General features: G+C 69.7%; 16 protein-coding genes. 10 read left to right on the top strand and 6 right to left on the bottom strand.

Annotated elements, in window-relative coordinates; translation table 11 throughout:
• The first annotated feature begins 41 nt into the window (after positions 1-41).
• The 3 genes from KIK09_RS17220 to KIK09_RS17210 are packed head-to-tail and all read left to right on the top strand — an operon-like array spanning position 42 to position 4,435.
• On the top strand, positions 42-1,508 hold the full coding sequence (locus KIK09_RS17220; RefSeq protein WP_214320220.1) for a 3' terminal RNA ribose 2'-O-methyltransferase Hen1: 1,467 nt from the start codon (positions 42-44) through the stop codon (positions 1,506-1,508).
• A complete protein-coding gene (locus tag KIK09_RS17215; RefSeq protein ID WP_214320219.1) occupies positions 1,501-3,960 on the top strand; it encodes a polynucleotide kinase-phosphatase in 2,460 nt (819 codons plus the stop codon). Before KIK09_RS17220 ends, KIK09_RS17215 begins: the two co-directional genes overlap by 8 nt.
• Before the next feature lie 58 nt (positions 3,961-4,018).
• Entirely contained in the window at positions 4,019-4,435 is a 417-nt protein-coding gene (locus KIK09_RS17210; RefSeq protein ID WP_214320218.1) for a DoxX family protein, read from the top strand.
• 45 nt (positions 4,436-4,480) lie between these two features.
• Here the strand turns inward: KIK09_RS17210 and KIK09_RS17205 are convergent, their stop codons facing one another.
• Positions 4,481-4,741, bottom strand: a complete 261-nt coding sequence (locus KIK09_RS17205) for a hypothetical protein (protein WP_214320217.1) — start codon at positions 4,739-4,741, stop codon at positions 4,481-4,483.
• Between the two features lie 33 nt (positions 4,742-4,774).
• On the bottom strand, positions 4,775-5,677 hold the full coding sequence (locus KIK09_RS17200; protein ID WP_214320216.1) for a pentapeptide repeat-containing protein: 903 nt from the start codon (positions 5,675-5,677) through the stop codon (positions 4,775-4,777).
• Between the two features lie 132 nt (positions 5,678-5,809).
• Here KIK09_RS17200 and KIK09_RS17195 point away from each other — a divergent pair, with 132 nt between their 5' ends.
• Together KIK09_RS17195 and KIK09_RS17190 are read left to right on the top strand one after the other, a co-directional pair.
• Positions 5,810-6,421, top strand: coding sequence for a hypothetical protein (locus KIK09_RS17195; protein WP_214320215.1), 612 nt, complete (start codon positions 5,810-5,812; stop codon positions 6,419-6,421).
• A 1-nt stretch (position 6,422) separates the two neighbouring features.
• Positions 6,423-7,823 (top strand): sugar porter family MFS transporter, encoded by a 1,401-nt coding sequence (locus tag KIK09_RS17190; protein WP_214320214.1) that lies wholly within the window; start codon positions 6,423-6,425, stop codon positions 7,821-7,823.
• Here KIK09_RS17190 and KIK09_RS17185 read toward each other — a convergent pair.
• Complete coding sequence (locus KIK09_RS17185; protein WP_214320213.1) at positions 7,783-8,598, bottom strand: SAM-dependent methyltransferase; 816 nt, start codon at positions 8,596-8,598, stop codon at positions 7,783-7,785. The genes KIK09_RS17190 and KIK09_RS17185 overlap by 41 nt on opposite strands.
• A gap of 58 nt (positions 8,599-8,656) precedes the next feature.
• On the opposite strand from KIK09_RS17185, the gene KIK09_RS17180 reads away from it, so the two are divergent.
• Both KIK09_RS17180 and mug read left to right on the top strand, forming a co-directional pair.
• Entirely contained in the window at positions 8,657-9,067 is a 411-nt protein-coding gene (locus tag KIK09_RS17180) for a helix-turn-helix domain-containing protein (protein ID WP_214320212.1), read from the top strand.
• On the top strand, positions 9,064-9,558 hold the full coding sequence (gene mug / locus KIK09_RS17175) for a G/U mismatch-specific DNA glycosylase (RefSeq protein WP_214320211.1): 495 nt from the start codon (positions 9,064-9,066) through the stop codon (positions 9,556-9,558). The genes KIK09_RS17180 and mug overlap by 4 nt, the downstream gene beginning before the upstream one ends.
• Positions 9,559-9,649: 91 nt before the next feature.
• Here mug and KIK09_RS17170 read toward each other — a convergent pair whose 3' ends face one another.
• A complete protein-coding gene (locus tag KIK09_RS17170) occupies positions 9,650-9,934 on the bottom strand; it encodes a protealysin inhibitor emfourin (protein ID WP_214320210.1) in 285 nt (94 codons plus the stop codon).
• 52 nt (positions 9,935-9,986) lie between these two features.
• A complete protein-coding gene (locus KIK09_RS17165; RefSeq protein WP_214320209.1) occupies positions 9,987-11,450 on the bottom strand; it encodes a gluzincin family metallopeptidase in 1,464 nt (487 codons plus the stop codon).
• A gap of 502 nt (positions 11,451-11,952) precedes the next feature.
• Between KIK09_RS17165 and KIK09_RS17160 the strand changes: the two genes are divergently transcribed.
• From KIK09_RS17160 to KIK09_RS17150, 3 genes are read left to right on the top strand one after another with little or no spacing between them, the layout of a single operon-like run.
• Positions 11,953-12,990 (top strand): ABC transporter substrate-binding protein, encoded by a 1,038-nt coding sequence (locus KIK09_RS17160; protein WP_214320208.1) that lies wholly within the window; start codon positions 11,953-11,955, stop codon positions 12,988-12,990.
• Positions 12,987-14,516 carry a sugar ABC transporter ATP-binding protein gene (locus KIK09_RS17155; protein ID WP_214320207.1) on the top strand — a complete coding sequence of 510 codons (1,530 nt, stop codon included), beginning with the start codon at positions 12,987-12,989 and terminating at the stop codon, positions 14,514-14,516. The genes KIK09_RS17160 and KIK09_RS17155 overlap by 4 nt, the downstream gene beginning before the upstream one ends.
• Positions 14,509-15,588, top strand: coding sequence for an ABC transporter permease (locus KIK09_RS17150; protein ID WP_214320206.1), 1,080 nt, complete (start codon positions 14,509-14,511; stop codon positions 15,586-15,588). Before KIK09_RS17155 ends, KIK09_RS17150 begins: the two co-directional genes overlap by 8 nt.
• 53 nt (positions 15,589-15,641) lie before the next feature.
• Here the strand turns inward: KIK09_RS17150 and KIK09_RS17145 are convergent, their stop codons facing one another.
• Complete coding sequence (locus tag KIK09_RS17145) at positions 15,642-16,154, bottom strand: DUF1707 SHOCT-like domain-containing protein (RefSeq protein ID WP_214320205.1); 513 nt, start codon at positions 16,152-16,154, stop codon at positions 15,642-15,644.
• Positions 16,155-16,161 lie beyond the last annotated feature (7 nt).

Genomic DNA, 16,161 nt, shown 5'->3' with positions numbered 1-16,161 from the left:
TCCGTTCGCGCCGCTCTGCCCGGCTGCGGCACTATGGGGGCGTGCTGCTGACGATCTCGACGACCGCCTCGCCCGCCACCGACCTGGGCTTTCTCCTGCACAAGCATCCCGACCGGGTGCAGGAGTTCGGCCAGTCGTTCGGCACGGCCACGGTGTTCTACCCGGAGGCGGGCGAGGATCGCTGCACGGCGGCGCTGCTGCTCGAGGTCGATCCGATCGCGCTGGTCCGCTCGCGCGGGCGCAACTCACCCGATTTCAGCCTGTCGCAGTACGTCAACGACCGGCCCTACGCCGCCTCGTCGCTGCTGGCGGTGGCGCTGGCCGACGTCTTCCGCACCGCCCGCGCCGGGCGCTGCAAGGCCAGGCCCGAACTTCCCGGTACGGCGCTGCCGCTGGAGATCCGGATTCCCGCGCTGCCCTGCCGGGGCGGGCCGGACCTGGCGCGGGAGCTGTTCGAGCCGCTCGGCTGGCAGGTCGAGGCGCTGGCCGTACCTCTGGACGAGGCCTTTCCCGAGTGGGGTGACTCGCGGTACGTCTCGCTGACGCTGCGCGGGACGCTGCGGCTGGCCGACGCGCTCAACCACCTGTACGTGCTGCTGCCCGTGCTCGACGACGGCAAGCACTACTGGGTGGCCCCCGACGAGGTGGACAAGCTGATCAGGGCCGGCGAGGGCTGGCTGGCCGCGCACCCCTCGCGCGGGCTGATCACGCGCAGGTATCTGGGGCGGCGCTGGGCTCTGGCGCGTACGGCGCTGGCCCGGCTGGCCGAGCTCGGCGACGAGACCGAGGAGCACCTGGAACCCGCGGTGGACGAGGAGGCGGCGCCCGGCGAGACGGCCGCCACGGAGGCGGCTTCCGCGGAAGCTTCTGCGGAAGCCGAGCAGGACGACGCGCCGCCGGAGGACAAGCCGCGCCCGCTCAACACGCTGCGGCGCGAGGCCGTGCTGGCCACGCTGGAGGAGCTGGGCGCGACCAGCGTGATCGACCTGGGCTGCGGGCAGGGCGAGCTGGTCGGCGCGCTGCTGGCCAGGCCGCGCTTCGCCCGGGTGGCGGGCGCCGACGTCTCGTCGCTTGCGCTCACGATCGCGGCGCGCAAGCTGCGCCTGGAGCGGATGCCGGACGCCAAGCGGGCCCGGCTGACGCTGTTCCAGGGCGCGCTCACCTACACCGACAAGCGCTTCACCGGCTACGACGCTGCCGTGCTGATGGAGGTCGTCGAGCACGTGGACCCGCCGCGGCTGGCGGCGCTCGAGCGGGTGGTGTTCGGCCACGCCAGGCCGCAGCACGTGATCGTGACGACGCCGAACGTCGAGTACAACGTGCGCTACGAGTTCCTGACCGGTTTGCGGCACAACGACCACCGCTTCGAGTGGACCCGGGCGGAGTTCCAGGAGTGGGCGACCCGAGTCGCCGCCGCCTACGGCTACCAGGTGACGTTCCGGCCTATCGGGGAGGAGGACGCGGAGATCGGCTCTCCGACGCAGATGGGGGTGTTCAGCCGTGATTAGTGTCCCGGAGCTTTCTCTGGTCGTGCTCGTGGGCGTGTCCGGGAGCGGGAAGTCGACGTTCGCCGCCAAGCACTTCAAGCCCACCCAGGTCATCTCGTCCGACTTCTGCCGCGGCCTGGTGGCCGACGACGAGAACGACCAGGCGGCCACCCCCGCGGCCTTCGACCTGCTGCACCACATCGTCGGCGTACGGCTCTCGCGCGGCCTGTTCACCGTGGTCGACGCCACCAACGTGCAGTACGGCGCCCGCAAGGCGCTCATCGAGCTGGCCAGGAAGCACGACGTGCTGTGCGAAGCGATCGTCCTGGACACCCCGGAGGAGGTGGCGATCGAGCGCAACGCCGCCAGGCCCGACCGCGACTTCGGCCCCGGCGTGGTGATCCGCCAGCGCAAGGACCTGCGCCGCTCCCTGTCGAAGATCTCCCGCGACGGGTTCAGGAAGGTGCACGTGCTGCGCGGCCTGGACGAGATCGCCGCCGCGGAGATCTCCTACGAGAAGGCGTGGACCGACAAGCGGGAGCTGACAGGCCCGTTCGACATCATCGGCGACGTGCACGGCTGCCGCTCGGAGCTGGAGTCGCTGCTCGCCGAGCTGGGCTGGCAGGGATTGACCCACCCCGAGGGCCGCACCGCGGTGTTCGTCGGCGACCTGGTCGACCGCGGTCCCGACACCCCCGGCGTACTGAAGCTCGTCATGAGCATGGTCGCGGCCGGCACCGCGATCTGCGTGGCGGGCAACCACGAGCAGAAGCTGGTGCGCGCGCTGAACGGCCGCAACGTCAAGGTCGCGCACGGCCTGCAGGAGTCGCTTGACCAGCTGGCCGCCCGCGACCCGGCCTTCGTCGAGGAGGCCCGCGCCTTCATGGACGGGCTGATCAGCCACTACCAGCTCGACGGCGGCCGCCTGGTCGTCGCGCACGCCGGGCTCAAGGAGGCCTACCACGGCCGCGCCTCCGGCCGCGTCCGCTCCTTCGCCCTGTACGGCGACACGACCGGCGAGACCGACGAGTACGGCCTGCCGGTGCGTTACCCGTGGGCCGAGGAGTACCGGGGCCGGGCCATGGTCGTCTACGGGCACACCCCGACCACGACCCCCGAATGGGTCAACAACACGATCTGCCTCGACACCGGCTGCGTGTTCGGCGGCCGGCTGACCGCGCTGCGCTACCCGGAGCGGCAGCTCGTCTCCGTGCCCGCCGAGCAGGTGTGGTACGAGTCGGTCAAGCCGCTGGGCGGGCCGTCCCGCGATCCCGGCATGCTCGACATCACCGACGTCCAGGGCACCCGGCACGTGGAGACCCGCTTCGGCGGCCGGGTCAAGATCTTCGAGGAGAACGCGGCCGCCGCGCTGGAGGTGATGAGCCGGTTCGCGGTCGACCCGCGCTGGCTGGTCTACCTGCCGCCGACCATGGCGCCGCCGGAGACCTCCAAGCTCGACGGCTACCTGGAGCACCCGCACGAGGCGTTCGAGGAGTTCGCCGCCGCCGGGGTGACCGAGGTCGTGTGCGAGGAGAAGCACATGGGCTCGCGGGCGATAGCCGTACTGGCCCGTGACCCCGGCGTCGCCGCCGCGCGCTTCGGCGTGACGGACGGTTCGTCGGGCACGGTGTTCACCCGGACGGGCCGGCCCTTCTTCGGCGATGTGGCGCCGCTGGTCGAGCGGCTGCGCGAGGCGTGCGAGCCGCTGTGGGGGGCGCTCGGCTCCGACTGGGTGGTGCTGGACTGCGAGCTGCTGCCCTGGTCGGCCAAGGCGGGCGAGCTGATCCGCACGCAGTACGCCGCGGTCGGCGCGGCGGCGCGCGCGTCGCTGCCGGAGGCGGTCGCGGCGCTGGAGGCGGCGTCCGGGCGCGGGCTGGGTGTGGGCGGGTTGCTGTCCCGCACCCGGCGTCGCCACGACAACGCTGCCCTTTTTCGCGACGCCTATGCACGCTACTGCTGGCCGGTCGACGGACTTTCCGGGGTACGGCTCGCGCCGTTCCAGATCCTGGCGTGCCAGGGACGCGCGGCGGCGCTGGAACCGCACGCCTGGCACCTGTCCACGCTCGGGCTGTTGGAGTCCCCGCTGATCACGCAGACCAGGCACCTGTTCGTCGACCTGAGCTCCGAGTCCTCCCGTGCCTCGGCCGTGGAGTGGTGGTCGTCGCTCACAGCGGCCGGGGGCGAGGGGATGGTGGTCAAGCCCGCCGTCCACACCCCAGGGCGGGTCCAGCCGGGGATCAAGGTGCGCGGGCGGGAGTACCTGCGGATCATCTACGGGCCCGACTACACCGAGTCGCTGGACGTGCTGCGGCACCGCTTCCTGGGCAAGAAGCGGTCGCTGGCGCTGCGCGAGCACTGGCTCGGGCTGGAGGCGCTGTCACGGCTGGCCGACGGTGAGGCGACCTGGCGCGTCCACGAGCCGGTCTTCGCCGTGCTCGCCCTGGAGTCCGAGCCCGTCGACCCGCGGCTCTAGGGGGAGTCGGTCAGTTTCTGAGAAGCGCGGGGGAGGAGGCGAGCCTAGCGTCGTCGGCATGAGAAAACGCCTCCTCACCTGCGCCTACTGGATCCTCGCCGCTTCGTTCGTCGTCGGCGCTGTGACCAAGTACTGGCCGGGGCCGACGTTCTACGGCCCCGCCTACTCCGTGAAATTCGTGGAATGGGGATATCCGTCCTGGTTCAGGTTCGTGATCGGGACGGTGGAGTTCCTGTGTGCCATCCTGCTGGTCATCCCGCGCCGCGAGCACCGCTTCCTGGGCGCGGCGATCCTCGTGGTCGTGCTCACCGGCGCGACACTGACGCACATCATCAACCGCAACGTCCTCTACGAGAGTGTCGCTGCGCCCACCCTTCTGGTGGTCATGCTGGCGATCGCCTGGACATCCCGCCCGCCGAACCTGCTCACCTGGGCCAAATCCCTCACGAAGCCGGTCCAGAACTCCCCCCGCTGACCTCCCGCCCCCTGGGCGGCAGGAGACCGAGGGCCACCTGCCGCCCTACCCGGCCTGGCGATCAGCGGCGGGCTCGGGACGGCGGCCGACCAGACACAGGGCCTCCAACCAGAACAGGACAGTGGCGATGGCGGCGGATCTCACGAGATGGCCCCACGGAGTGGGGTCCTCCCCGGTCGCCCACGACGCCAGGGCGCCCACGCAGAAGAGCGCGATCCCCGATGCCGGTGGCGCGAGCACCGGATGCGCGTCGATCCAGCGCGAATGCCATCCCCATGCCGCCGCGATCCTCGCCCGAACCGTCACGAAGCCGATCATCCCATCGGCGCGACCGGCATGTCACGGCCACTTCGTCTGTTCGTCCCACTGGACGAGCTTCTTGAGCTCGGCGACGGGCGGCAGGCCCTTGGCGCCGCGCAGGTCCGCGTTCTTGAAGTAGGCGCCGTCGAGCTTCGCCCCGGTGAAGTCGGCGCCCCTCAGGTCGGTGGTGAGGAAGACCGTGCCGCGGAGGTCGGCGTGCCACAGGCTCGCGCGGGACATGTCCGCCAGGTTGAAGTTGGCCTTGGCCAGATTCGCCTCCGTCAGGAAGGCGCCCGACAGGTGGGAGAACGGCAACAGGGAGCCCGAGAGATCCGCCTCGATCAGGTTGGCGGACTTCATGCTGGTCCCGAACATCCTGCTGTGCGCCAGGTATGCGCCTTGCAACGTGGCGCCGTCGATGCGGGCGTGCGACAGATCGAGCCACCCGCTCTTCGGGCTCGCCGGGTGGACCCTGCCCAGCACCGTGAGGGCGGTCTGCACATCCCTGGCCACCTCGCTCTTCCCGGACGGGCGGCCGTTGCCGACCACGTACGTGGCCAGCACGTCCACGGTGGTCTGCCGGTATTCGGCGGCGTCGCGCCCGATCCCTTCCAGCGCGTAGACGCCGCCCACCCGCACGTCCACGCTCGCGGCGCCCAACTGCTCCACGGCCCTGGTGAACCGGTCGGTGAGCTGTCCCTTCCTGGCGATGCCCAGCTCCTCGCGCGAGGCCTCGATCGACTTGGCCGTCTGCGCAAGGCCCTGCGCCGTCAGCAGCAACCCGCCGAGCACGCCCAGTGCCGTCACGAACTGCAGGACGGTCGCCACGAGCTCGCGCCGGCTGTCGCGCGCGGCGCGGTGCAGCTCGGCCCGGTCCAGGGCCGGTAACGCGTCGAACTCCTCCTGGCTCAACGGCGTCGGCGCCGCGCGCCTCCATCTCATGAGCGCATTCTGCGATCACATTGGCTTTCCGGCCAGACCTCAGTTCTTCGTGGAGCGCCGGGGTCTTGAAGGTTTGGGCAAGAAGGGGTTATGAAGCGTTGGTAAGGCCCTGATCTGGGGATATGTCGAGACATGTCGGTGACTGCGGAGCGCGTCACCGTTCCTCTGGCTGACGCGCGGGACAACGAGGCCACGCTCTGCTTCGGCCACGGCGTCGATCGGATGAGCCTGCACGCGGCTCCCGGCCTCGGATACCTGCTCGAGGCCAGTCTCGGGACCCCGGGACCCGAGGTGAGCTGGTCCGACGGGCGGATCGACGTCGACTACCCCTACCTCGGCGTGCTGCGCAGGGCCCACCCCGCGCACCTGCTCGTGGACGCCGGCACCGCCTGGACCATCAAGATCGCCGATGGCGCCCACGACGTGTTCATCGATCTGACAGGGGCCGACCTGCTCGAGCTGGAGATCACTGGCGGGGCGACCGGGCTGACACTCGTCCTCGACGAGCCGGAGAAGCCGCGCACCATAACCGCCGACGAGCTCTACCGGACCACGATCCGGCGGCCGGCGGACGTGCCCGTGTGGGTCGAGGTGCACAGGGGAGCCCGTCAGCTCTTCGTGGACGGGCGGCGCATCGGGCACGGAAACGGCCTGATCGCGCAGACGCCGGGGTATGACCCGGCGGATCCCGGGTACCTGGTGGCGATCGGGATCGCCGCTGAGACACGCGTGGAGAGGAGCTGAGATGGCAGTCCGGCCTTCTCACCAGGAGCATCTCGGTCACGTCGTGTTCATAGCGGCGGCGGCGGCCATCGGCGGGTTCCTGTTCGGCTATGACAGCGCCGTGATCAACGGGGCTGTCGTCGGCATCCAGAAGTACTTCGGCGTCGGCCCGGTGCAGACCGGGCTGGTGGTGGCGATCGCGCTGCTCGGCTCGGCCGTGGGCGCCTGGATCGGGGGCGGGCTGGCCGACCGGTGGGGGCGGACGCGGACCATGCAGGCGGCGGCGCTGCTGTTCGCGGTGAGCTCGATCGGGCAGATGCTGCCGTTCTCGATCTGGGACCTGGGGTTCTGGCGGTTGCTCGCGGGCATGGCGATCGGGATGGCCTCGGTGCTCGGGCCCGCATACATCGCGGAGGTGGCGCCGCCGGCCTACCGGGGTCGGCTCGGGTCATTCCAGCAGCTCGCGATCGTGCTCGGGATCGCGGTGTCGCAGCTGGTCAACTACATGTTCGTGCGGCTGGCCGGCGGCAACGTGAACAACACGCTGTGGGGGCTGCAGGCCTGGCAGTGGATGCTCGGCGCCTGCGTGGTGCCCGCAGTGCTGTACCTGGTGTTCGCGCTGAACATTCCCGAATCGCCGCGCTACCTCATCGCCGCCGGCCGTCTCGAGCAGGCGCGCGTGGTGCTGACCGAGGTGGAGGGCGAGAAGATCGACCTGGACGCGCGGGTGGCCGAGATCCAGCACGTGCTCCACACCGAGCACGTGCCGACGATGAAGGACCTGCGCGGGCCGGCGTTCGGGCTCCTGCCGATCGTCTGGATCGGGATCACCCTGTCGGTGTTCCAGCAGTTCGTCGGCATCAACGTGATCTTCTACTACTCGTCGGTGCTGTGGCAGTCGGTCGGTATCACCCAGAGCAACTCGTTGCTGATCAGCTTCTCCAGTTCGGTCATCAACATCATCGGCACGTTCATCGCGATCGCCCTGGTGGACCGGATCGGCCGCAGGCCGCTGCTGATGATCGGCTCCGCGGGCATGGCGGTCTCGCTGGGCACCGCCGCGTGGGCCTTCAGCGCTGCGACCAAGGTGCACGGCGTCGTCACGCTGCCCGACCCGCAGGGGCCCATCGCGCTGATCGCGGCCAACGTGTTCGTGCTGTTCTTCGCCCTGTCGTGGGGTGTCGTGGTCTGGGTGCTGCTGGGGGAGATGTTCCCGAACCGGATCAGGGCCGCCGCGCTCGGCGTGGCCGCGGCCGCGCAGTGGCTCGCGAACTGGGCGATCACGGTGTCGTTCCCCGCCCTGTCGGAGTGGAACCTGCCGCTCACCTACGCGGGCTACGCCGGGTTCGCCGTGCTGTCGTTCGTGTTCGTGTGGTTCTGGGTCAAGGAGACGAAGGGCCGCAAGCTGGAGGAGATGGGCTAGCCACCACGAACCCCTCGTCGCCTTCCGCCTCGAGCGGCCTGCCGACGGACAACGAGTACGCCGCCGCCGGATGGAAGCGAACCTCCCAGCCGTGCCCGGCCAGCCATCCCGCGGGGTCCTCGATCCCGCCCTTCCACAGCTCCCGTACGGCACGCATCCCGGGAACCCGCCCGGCCCGGTCGAGCAGCCGCCCGCCGGTCTCGAAGGACAGCACGCTCCCCGGCGCCGACAGCTCCCCGATCCCGGTGAACAGCCCGGCGACCTCCTCGGCCGCGAGGTAGACCAGCAGCCCCTCGGCCAGCCACGCCGCCGGCTCGTCCGGCGAGAACCCGGCCGCCGCCAGCTCCCGCGTCCACGGGCCCCGCAGGTCGGCCGGCACCGCCGTACGCTCGCAGCGGGGCGCGGCCGAGGCGAGCACCGAGTCCTTGAACTCGAGCACGCCGGGCAGGTCGACCTCGAACACCCGGGTGCCCGGCGGCCAGGCCAGCCGGTAGGCCCGCGTGTCGAGCCCGGCGGCCAGCAGCACCACCTGGCTCAGCCCCGCTCCCAGCAGGTAGTCGTCGAAGAAGCGCGTCCTGAGCACCCCGCTCGCGCTGAACGCGGCACCCAGCCAGGCCATGGGGCCGGACACCGTGTCCGGCGCGGGGAACACCCCGGGCAGCGCCTCCAGGAACGCCCGCGCGTACGGGTCGTCGAACAGCCGGTCCTCCCGCTCGCTCTCCAGGGCGCGCACCATGGCCACGCCCAGGGCCGTGACGCCCACACCGTGCAACATCGCCCGCCTCCAAATCCATCGCTAACGATGCATCTCTACCGATGTATTATCGCGAACCATGGACGCAGCGCAACTCCACAGGCTCGGCCGGCGGCTCATCGAGCTGTCCGCGGAGGTGACGGGCGAGGTCGGTGATGTGGCACTGGGTGCCGCGGAAATGGTCATACTCGAAGACGCCATGAAATATCCGGACAGCCCTATCCGCGACATCCAGCACAGGACCGGCTTCGCCCAGAGCCACGTCTCGGCGGTCATCGCCCGCCTGCGCTCCCTCGGCGCCCTGGAGACGGTGGCCGACCCCGGCGACGGCCGCCGCACGCTGGTCCGCGTCGCCCCGGGAGCGCTGCGCGCCATGCAGGGCCGCGGTGCCCGCGACGCCGTGCCCGCGCTCGCGGCCGCCCTGCACGACGAGGCCGCCGCGCGGCGCGTGACGGCCCTGCTCGACGAGTTGGCGGGGATCCTGCTGTGATCGACGACGTGCTGGGACCCGGGCTGAAGGTCCTGTTCTGCGGCATCAACCCGGGCCTGATGTCGGAGGCGACCGGCCACCACTTCGCCCGCCCGGGGAACCGGTTCTGGCCGGCGCTGCACCTGTCGGGCTTCACGCCCCGGCTGCTCGCCCCCGCGGAGCAGCACCTGCTCCCGTCCCTCGGCCTCGGCGTCACCAACGTCGTGGCGCGCGCGAGCGCCAAGGCGTCGGAGCTGTCACGCGAGGAACTGCTCGAGGGCGGCAGAAGGCTCGCGGGACTGGTGACGGAGGCGGCCCCGCAGGTGCTTGCCGTCCTGGGAGTCTCCGCCTTCCGTACGGCTTTCGCCCAGCCGAAGGCCGCGATCGGCCCGCAGCCCGAGCCGCTGGGCGGTGCCAGGGTGTGGATCCTCCCCAACCCCAGCGGCCTGAACGCGCACTGGACCCTGGAGGGGATCGCCGCGGAGCTGGGCAGGCTGCGCGCGACGCTCTGACCCGGAACACCAGCGCGACGCTCTGACCCCGGAACACCAGAAGGCGCCTGACCTGTGTCGCCAGGTCAGGCGCCTCGCAGCGGAGCCCAGGTCAGGGGGATTGGCGGAGCAACGCGGCCAGCGGGTCCGCCAGACCTGGTGAGGGCTCTTCCGGCACTGTGTAGACCTGTCCGGGACCGTCGCCGACGGTGATCCGGTAGGTCATCAGGTCAGCGCCCACCTCAGCCGGCTCACCTCGAGCTGTGGCGGCCCGGAGCGCGGACACCGCGTCGTACACCTTCGCGGCCTCCTGCTCGGAGAGGTCCTCGGTGTCGTAGGCGGCGACCGTCTCCTGGAGCCCGGCGAAGCCGCCGGTCCTTTCGATCATTACCCGCATGTCTGCCTCCCCCTGCCGTAGTGGGCTCACGTGCGGCACCATACGGCGGCTGCTACTTGAACGCCTTCTTGAGCGCGGCCAGCTCCGTGGCGAGGATGTCGTCGTTGCTCAGGTCGCCCTTGGACGCCAGCTTGTCCGGGGCGATGACCTGGAACTCGGGCATCTGCATGGTGCCGCAGCAACTCGAGCGGTCCTGTACGGCGCGCAGGCTGGCGGATGCCGCGTCGGCGACCTTCACCTGGGTGACGTCCTTCGCGGCCTTGCCGTCGCCGGTGTAGTCGGCGTTCATGAGATCCATTTCGCCGGAGAGCATCTCGGTGAACGGCGTGGGCGAGGTGACCACCTCGCGGAAGGCGAACCGGTTGCGGATGAAGGTCCGGTAGATGTTGGGATCGCCCTGGGCGGCGGAGATCTGCAGCATCTGGTTGACGACGTCGGTGTAGGTGGCCGCGGTCGCGGGCGCCTGCTTGATGGCCTGGAACAGCAGCTTGCACAGCTTGGCCGCGACGTCCATGAGGATCACGGTGGGACTCTTGACCCCGCCCTGCGTGGCGCGTTCGAAGGCGTAGATGTCGGCGAGTACGTCGTAGATGCCGCCGGTGAACACCTGCGAGATCGAGTGGACCTCGTTGCCGACCTCGCTGAGCTTGAGGTCGTTGTCGGCGTTGCGCAGGCCGAACGGCAGGCCGAGCGCCTGGCCGAACTGCTCGGCCAGGGCCGACAGGAAGTTCTTGGCGTGCAGGTTGGCCTTGGTGAGCGCGACGAGCGCCTCGGCCTGGTCAGGCTCCGACAGCGCCAGGAAGATGGCGGTCAGGTCGCCGAACGACTCGTGCAGGCCACCGGTCTGCGGCGGGTTCCCGGCGCTGAGCCAGCCCGGCTTGAGTCCGTCGAGGATCGCGTGACCGGTCTCGTGGGCGACGATGTCCAGTGAGCGGCAGGTGAAGACCTCGTCCGTGGAACCGGTCGGGGTGAAGAAGAGGAACTTCAGCGCCTTGGCCGTCCTGCTGTAGAAGGCGTTGGCTCCGACCGAGGCGTGCGGGAAGACAGTGATCCGGTCGAGGTTCCCGCCGGTGTTCCACGCGAAGGGAATGGGAGCGCCGTCGTTGTGGCGCTGGTACATGGTCAGCGTCTCCCGGACGACCGCGTACGTGTGCGCGCAGTCGAACTGGGGTGAGTTGGGGGTGAAGATGAAGTCGCCGTTGATGTTGCGCGCCACGGGTGTGGTGCCGGGCAGCTCGGTGGTGATCCGGGTGTCGGAGGGTCCATTGAGCACCGTACTGGGGATGAAGATCGCCCTGACACCCAGCTCGGCGACGGTGGGATCCTGCTTGTAGATGAGAATCCGGGGTCCGACGATCGGCGGGAGCGGGATGGGGATCGGGAGCGGGTTCGGAATGGGCGCCGCTTCCATCGCGAAGGGCGGCTGGAGCCGTTGCATCGTCGCCTCGGTCACGGCCGTTCCCGTTACTTCGCGATGTTCAGGGATGGTCTTCTCCCTGAGTTCCTGAATAATCATCTGAATACTCTTCCCATGCGCTGGCCAGGGCGTGGAATTCGGATTTCCGGACGCCCTGCGGAGATTGAGGATCTGTCGTGGCGGTTCCGTGAATGAATTCGCCACCGATCCGGCCGGACGGTGGCAGGTCATGGACACGCCTCCCGGATGGTCCCCGGCGCCGGATCATCGGCCGCACACAGGACATCAAAGTTTCGACCAGGGGCGGAGCGCAGCCTGAAGGGCCCACGCGCGCACGGGTGGCCTGAATCTCTGGTATGCGGCCTTTGTGATTCAAGCTGGAAAGACGATCCCCAACTTTCCGCAAGGGCGGAATACGCATGCAGCACGGTGACGAATGCGGTTCACGCCGCCGCACTCATCGTTCAGCGGTGTTGACGAACATCGTGGTGCGCGCGAGCGCCAAGGCGGGGTAATGAGTTCTTTTCCTCGGCTTGTTTCTATGCGGGCACTTCCGGGGCTTTGCTGGAAACGGCCCACTGGTCCCTTTGCGGAGGCCGTCATGGCTCGCTCACGCATCGTCTTCTCACTGTCACTGGTCGCGGCCCTGGCCCTGGTGGCGCTGGTGATCGGAGTGGTGGCGGGCCGAGCCACGAGCTCGGCCACACAGTCGGGCGGCGGAGGCGCCGGCGGCGCGTCCGCCGGCAAGAAGATCGACGTCATCATCAAGGCGAGTGACTCCTCGTTCTGGCAGACGATGATCGCTGGGGCGAAGCACGCGGGCGGAGACTTCGGCCTCAAGGTGAGCACCTTCGGCCCCACCTCCGAGACGAACATCGACGAGCAGGTGCAACTGGTGGAGAACTCCATCTCCCGGGGCGTTGACGGCCTCGTCATCGCCTCCAACTCCTCCAGCGCACTGAACTCGGCGATCGACCGGGCGCGCAAGGCGGGTCTCAAGGTCATCACCGTGGACAGCCGCGTGACCACCGCCTCGGAGGGCTTCATCGGCACCGACAACGTCAAGGCCGGGATGCAGGCCGCCAAGCGCATGTGCGAACTGCTCAAGGCGCAGAACAAGACCAGCGGCGGCGTCATGATCGAATCCTCCGTGGCCGGCATCCAGTCGCTGGTCGACCGGGACGCCGGCTTCAAGCAGGGCCTCGCCATCAACTGCCCGCAGGTCAAGGTGATCCTGCAGCGCTACAACAACAACGACATCAACACCGCTGCCTCGCAGGTCAACGACGCGCTCACCGCCAACCCGAACCTGGCGGGCGTGTTCGCGGACAACAACACCTCGGGTGTCGGCGCGGCACGGGCGATCCAGGACAACAAGGCGGCTGACACCGTCCCCGTCGTGGCCTTCGACTCCGACCCGCAGGAGAACGCCGCGCTGGCCGCCGGCACCATCGACGCGCTGGTGGTGCAGAACCCCTACTTCTTCGGATACCAGGGCGTTCTGGCGGCCGGAATGGCCACGGTCGGGCGCATCCCGCCGCGTGACATCGACCCCGGCGCCGTCGTGGCCGACAAGCAGAACATGAACGAGCCGGATGTGAAGCAGCTGCTCAACCCGCCGACGATGAAGGCGGAATGACGATGCGGCCCGTCGTCGAGCTGCGCGGGGTCTCCAAGGCCTTCGGCCCCGTGCAGGCGCTCAGCGACGTCTCACTGCGTCTGGTTCCCGGCCAGGTGAACTGCCTGGCCGGGGAGAACGGCGCGGGGAAGTCGACCCTGATCCGGGTGCTGACGGGCGCGCTGCGCCGCGACAGCGGCACCTACGAGATCGACGGCCGGCCGGTCACCACGCCGACCCCCGCGCACATGCGCGCGGCCGGCATTCAGGCCGTCTACCAGGAGCTCAGCCTTCTCCCGCACCTCTCGGTGGAGGAGAACCTGTTCATGGGCCGGCTTCCCGCCCGCAAGGGGATCATCGCCAGGGCCCGGTTGCGGACCCGTGCCAGGAAGGCGCTCGACGAGGTCGGCCTGAGGGACGTCAGCCCGGCCACGATCGTGGAACGGCTCCCCGCGGCCACCCGCCAGCTCGTGGAGATCGCCAAGGTCCTGACCGCCGACTCCGTCAAGGTGATCGTGTTCGACGAGCCGACCACGGCGCTGACCGAGGCGGAATCGGAGCGGCTTCTCGAGCACATCAGGCGGCTGCGCGAGCGCGACATCGCGATGCTCTACGTGACCCACCGGCTGGAGGAGATGTTCGAGATCGGCGACTGGGTGACCGTACTGCGGGACGGGGGCCTGTCCGAGGAAGGGCCGATCAGCGACTACGACGAGGACCGGCTGATCACCGCGATGGTCGGCCGGGAGATCAGCTCGCTCTACCCGGAGACCCACCGGCACGCGGGAACGCCCGCGCTGCGGGTCCGGGGACTGCGCCGCTTCGACAACGCGCCGGCCGTCGACCTTCACGTCGGATCCGGGGAGATCCTCGGCATCGGAGGGCTGCTGGGGTCGGGGCGCAGCGGGTTGCTGCTGTCCGTCTTCGGTGCCTCTCCCATCGTGGCCGGTGAGGTGGAGGTCGACGGCAAGCCCGTGAATCCCTCCGGACCTCGCACGATGATGAACGCCGGCGTGGGGCTGCTCACCGAGGACCGCAAGGTGCTGGGGCTGCTGCCGGAGCTGTCGATCCGGGAGAACGTCACCATCGCCAGCCTGCGCAGCGGCTCCCGGCGTGGTCTCCTGCCCGGTCGTGAGCAGGCAGAGGAGGCCGACCGGCTGCTCGACAGCCTCCGGCTGCGGGCCGGTTCCTACGCCCAGCCGGTGTCGACGCTGTCGGGCGGCAACCAGCAGAAGGTCCTGCTCGCCCGATGGCTGCTCACCAAGCCGAAAGTGCTGATGTTCGACGAGCCGACGAAGGGCATCGACGTCGGGGCCAAGGGCGAGATCTACACCATCATCGGCGACCTGGCCGCGAGAGGGCTGGGGATCATCGTGGTCTCGTCGTACCTTCCGGAACTGCTGGGGCTCGCGGATCGCATCCTCGTGCTGCGAGACGGGGCGGTCGCGGGTGAGCTTCCCGGATCCGCCACCGAGGAGGACGTTCTCCACCTGGCGAGCGGTACCGGAGGCTCCACCGACTCAGGAGGAGTGAGCCGCAATGCCTAAGCTGATCTGGCGTGAGCCGATAGAGACCACGACGATCGTCAACAGGCCACCGGGTGCCGCCGAACCCGGAGTGGAAACGGTGCCGAAGGCCAAGGAGGCGCCCGCGCCCCGGCGACGGGTCATCACGCTGGGGGACATCGCGGGACGAGAGAGCGGCGGCCTCGTCGTGCTGCTCGTGGCGGTCGGCATCCTCACGCTCGTCAGCGACGAGTTCCTCACCCCCAACAACCTGGCCAATCTCGCCCGCCAGGTCGCCATCTTCGGGATCATCGCGGTCGGCGAGCTCCTGGTCATCCTGACCGCCGGGATCGACCTGTCGGTCGGGTCGGTCCTCGGCCTGACAGGCGCCTCCACCGCGCAGTTCCTGGTCGCCGGCGTGCCGATCCTGCCGTCGATCCTGCTCGGGGTGGGGATCGGCACCGGTCTCGGGATCGTCAACGGCCTGCTGGTGACCCGGGCCCTGCTGCCGCCGTTCATCGCGACCCTGGGCATGCTCGGCATCGCCCGTGGACTGGTCCTGCTCACCACCGATGCCCAGACGATTCAGGGCCTGCCGGCGGCGTTCCAGGCCATCGCCAACGGCACCATCCTCGGCATTCCCAACCTGCTCGTCATCGCCGTGCTGGTCACCGTCGTGATGTGGTTCGTGCTCACCCGGACGGTCTTCGGCCGCTACATCTACGCCGTCGGCTCCAACCCCGAGTCGGCCCGCCTGGCGGGTGTGCCCGTGCGCCTGGTGACGGTCTCGGTCTACATGATCTCGGGCATGCTCGCCGGTCTCGGCGGGGTGCTGCTCGCCTCCCGCCTGGGAGCGGGCATCCCCACCGCCGGCACGGGGTTCGAGCTCAACGCGATCGCCGCCTGTGTCATCGGCGGCGCGAGCCTCTTCGGCGCGAAGGGCAGCGCACTCGGCGCCTTCACCGGAGCACTGATCATGGGCGTGCTCAACAACGGTGGCAACCTCCTGGCGATCAACGCCTTCTACCTGCAGATCGCGATCGGCGTGCTCATCCTCGTCGCCGTCGGGTTCGACCAGTTGAACACCAGGCGGTCGGCCGCACATGGCGGTTGAACGCGCACTGGGCGCGGGCGGGCATCTCCGGGGAGATGGCCCGCCTGCGCGCCTCAGCGGCGTGGCCGGTGCGAGTGGCCGAAGACCAGGCGCAGGATCACCGCGACGACGAAGAACGCCAGCAGCACCTTGAAGAAGATGCCGAACCCGCCGACGACCAAGCCGACGATCACGGCCGCGAACAGCAGCGGCACGAACGGTCCAGGGCCGCGCCTGCCCCACGGGCCAGGGCCGCCCTGGTGACGCCACTCGCGCCGCATCTGCCGCCGCTGCTGGTGCATCTGGTGACGCGCCTGCTGCATCTGGTTGCGGTAGGACCCCATGGCCTCACGCCAGTCATTGTGGTCGAACCCCTCCGCCGGGGGCGCCGACGGCTCCTTGAACCGGGAGCCCGGCAGATCGGCGGTGATCTGGGCCAGGTCGCGGGCCGTCTTGGCGGCCAGCGTCCGGTCCAGGCGCTCGTCCAGCTCCTCGTGGGTGAGGCGCCCCTGCGCGAAGTGCTCGCGCAGCGAGGCCATCGTCTGCTCGCGCTCGGCATCGCCGATGCGGAGATCGTCCCTGTCCATCAAGCGC

It is taken from the genome of Nonomuraea sediminis (assembly GCF_018531495.1).
In the GTDB taxonomy this organism is placed as follows: Bacteria; Actinomycetota; Actinomycetes; order Streptosporangiales; family Streptosporangiaceae; genus Nonomuraea; species Nonomuraea sediminis.
The sequence above is the reverse complement of the archived record's forward strand: the minus strand, read 5'-3'. Positions and strand labels throughout refer to the sequence as shown.

Coding starts and splice junctions, on each gene's coding strand:
- KIK09_RS17145 (WP_214320205.1), bottom strand. CDS start 16,154: ATGGACAGGGACGATCTCCGCATCGGCGATGCCGAGCGCGAGCAGACG.
- KIK09_RS17195 (WP_214320215.1), top strand. CDS start 5,810: ATGTCGGTGACTGCGGAGCGCGTCACCGTTCCTCTGGCTGACGCGCGG.
- KIK09_RS17150 (WP_214320206.1), top strand. CDS start 14,509: ATGCCTAAGCTGATCTGGCGTGAGCCGATAGAGACCACGACGATCGTC.
- KIK09_RS17210 (WP_214320218.1), top strand. CDS start 4,019: ATGAGAAAACGCCTCCTCACCTGCGCCTACTGGATCCTCGCCGCTTCG.
- KIK09_RS17155 (WP_214320207.1), top strand. CDS start 12,987: ATGACGATGCGGCCCGTCGTCGAGCTGCGCGGGGTCTCCAAGGCCTTC.
- KIK09_RS17165 (WP_214320209.1), bottom strand. CDS start 11,450: ATGATTATTCAGGAACTCAGGGAGAAGACCATCCCTGAACATCGCGAA.
- KIK09_RS17200 (WP_214320216.1), bottom strand. CDS start 5,677: ATGAGATGGAGGCGCGCGGCGCCGACGCCGTTGAGCCAGGAGGAGTTC.
- KIK09_RS17170 (WP_214320210.1), bottom strand. CDS start 9,934: ATGCGGGTAATGATCGAAAGGACCGGCGGCTTCGCCGGGCTCCAGGAG.
- KIK09_RS17190 (WP_214320214.1), top strand. CDS start 6,423: ATGGCAGTCCGGCCTTCTCACCAGGAGCATCTCGGTCACGTCGTGTTC.
- KIK09_RS17185 (WP_214320213.1), bottom strand. CDS start 8,598: ATGTTGCACGGTGTGGGCGTCACGGCCCTGGGCGTGGCCATGGTGCGC.
- KIK09_RS17180 (WP_214320212.1), top strand. CDS start 8,657: ATGGACGCAGCGCAACTCCACAGGCTCGGCCGGCGGCTCATCGAGCTG.
- KIK09_RS17160 (WP_214320208.1), top strand. CDS start 11,953: ATGGCTCGCTCACGCATCGTCTTCTCACTGTCACTGGTCGCGGCCCTG.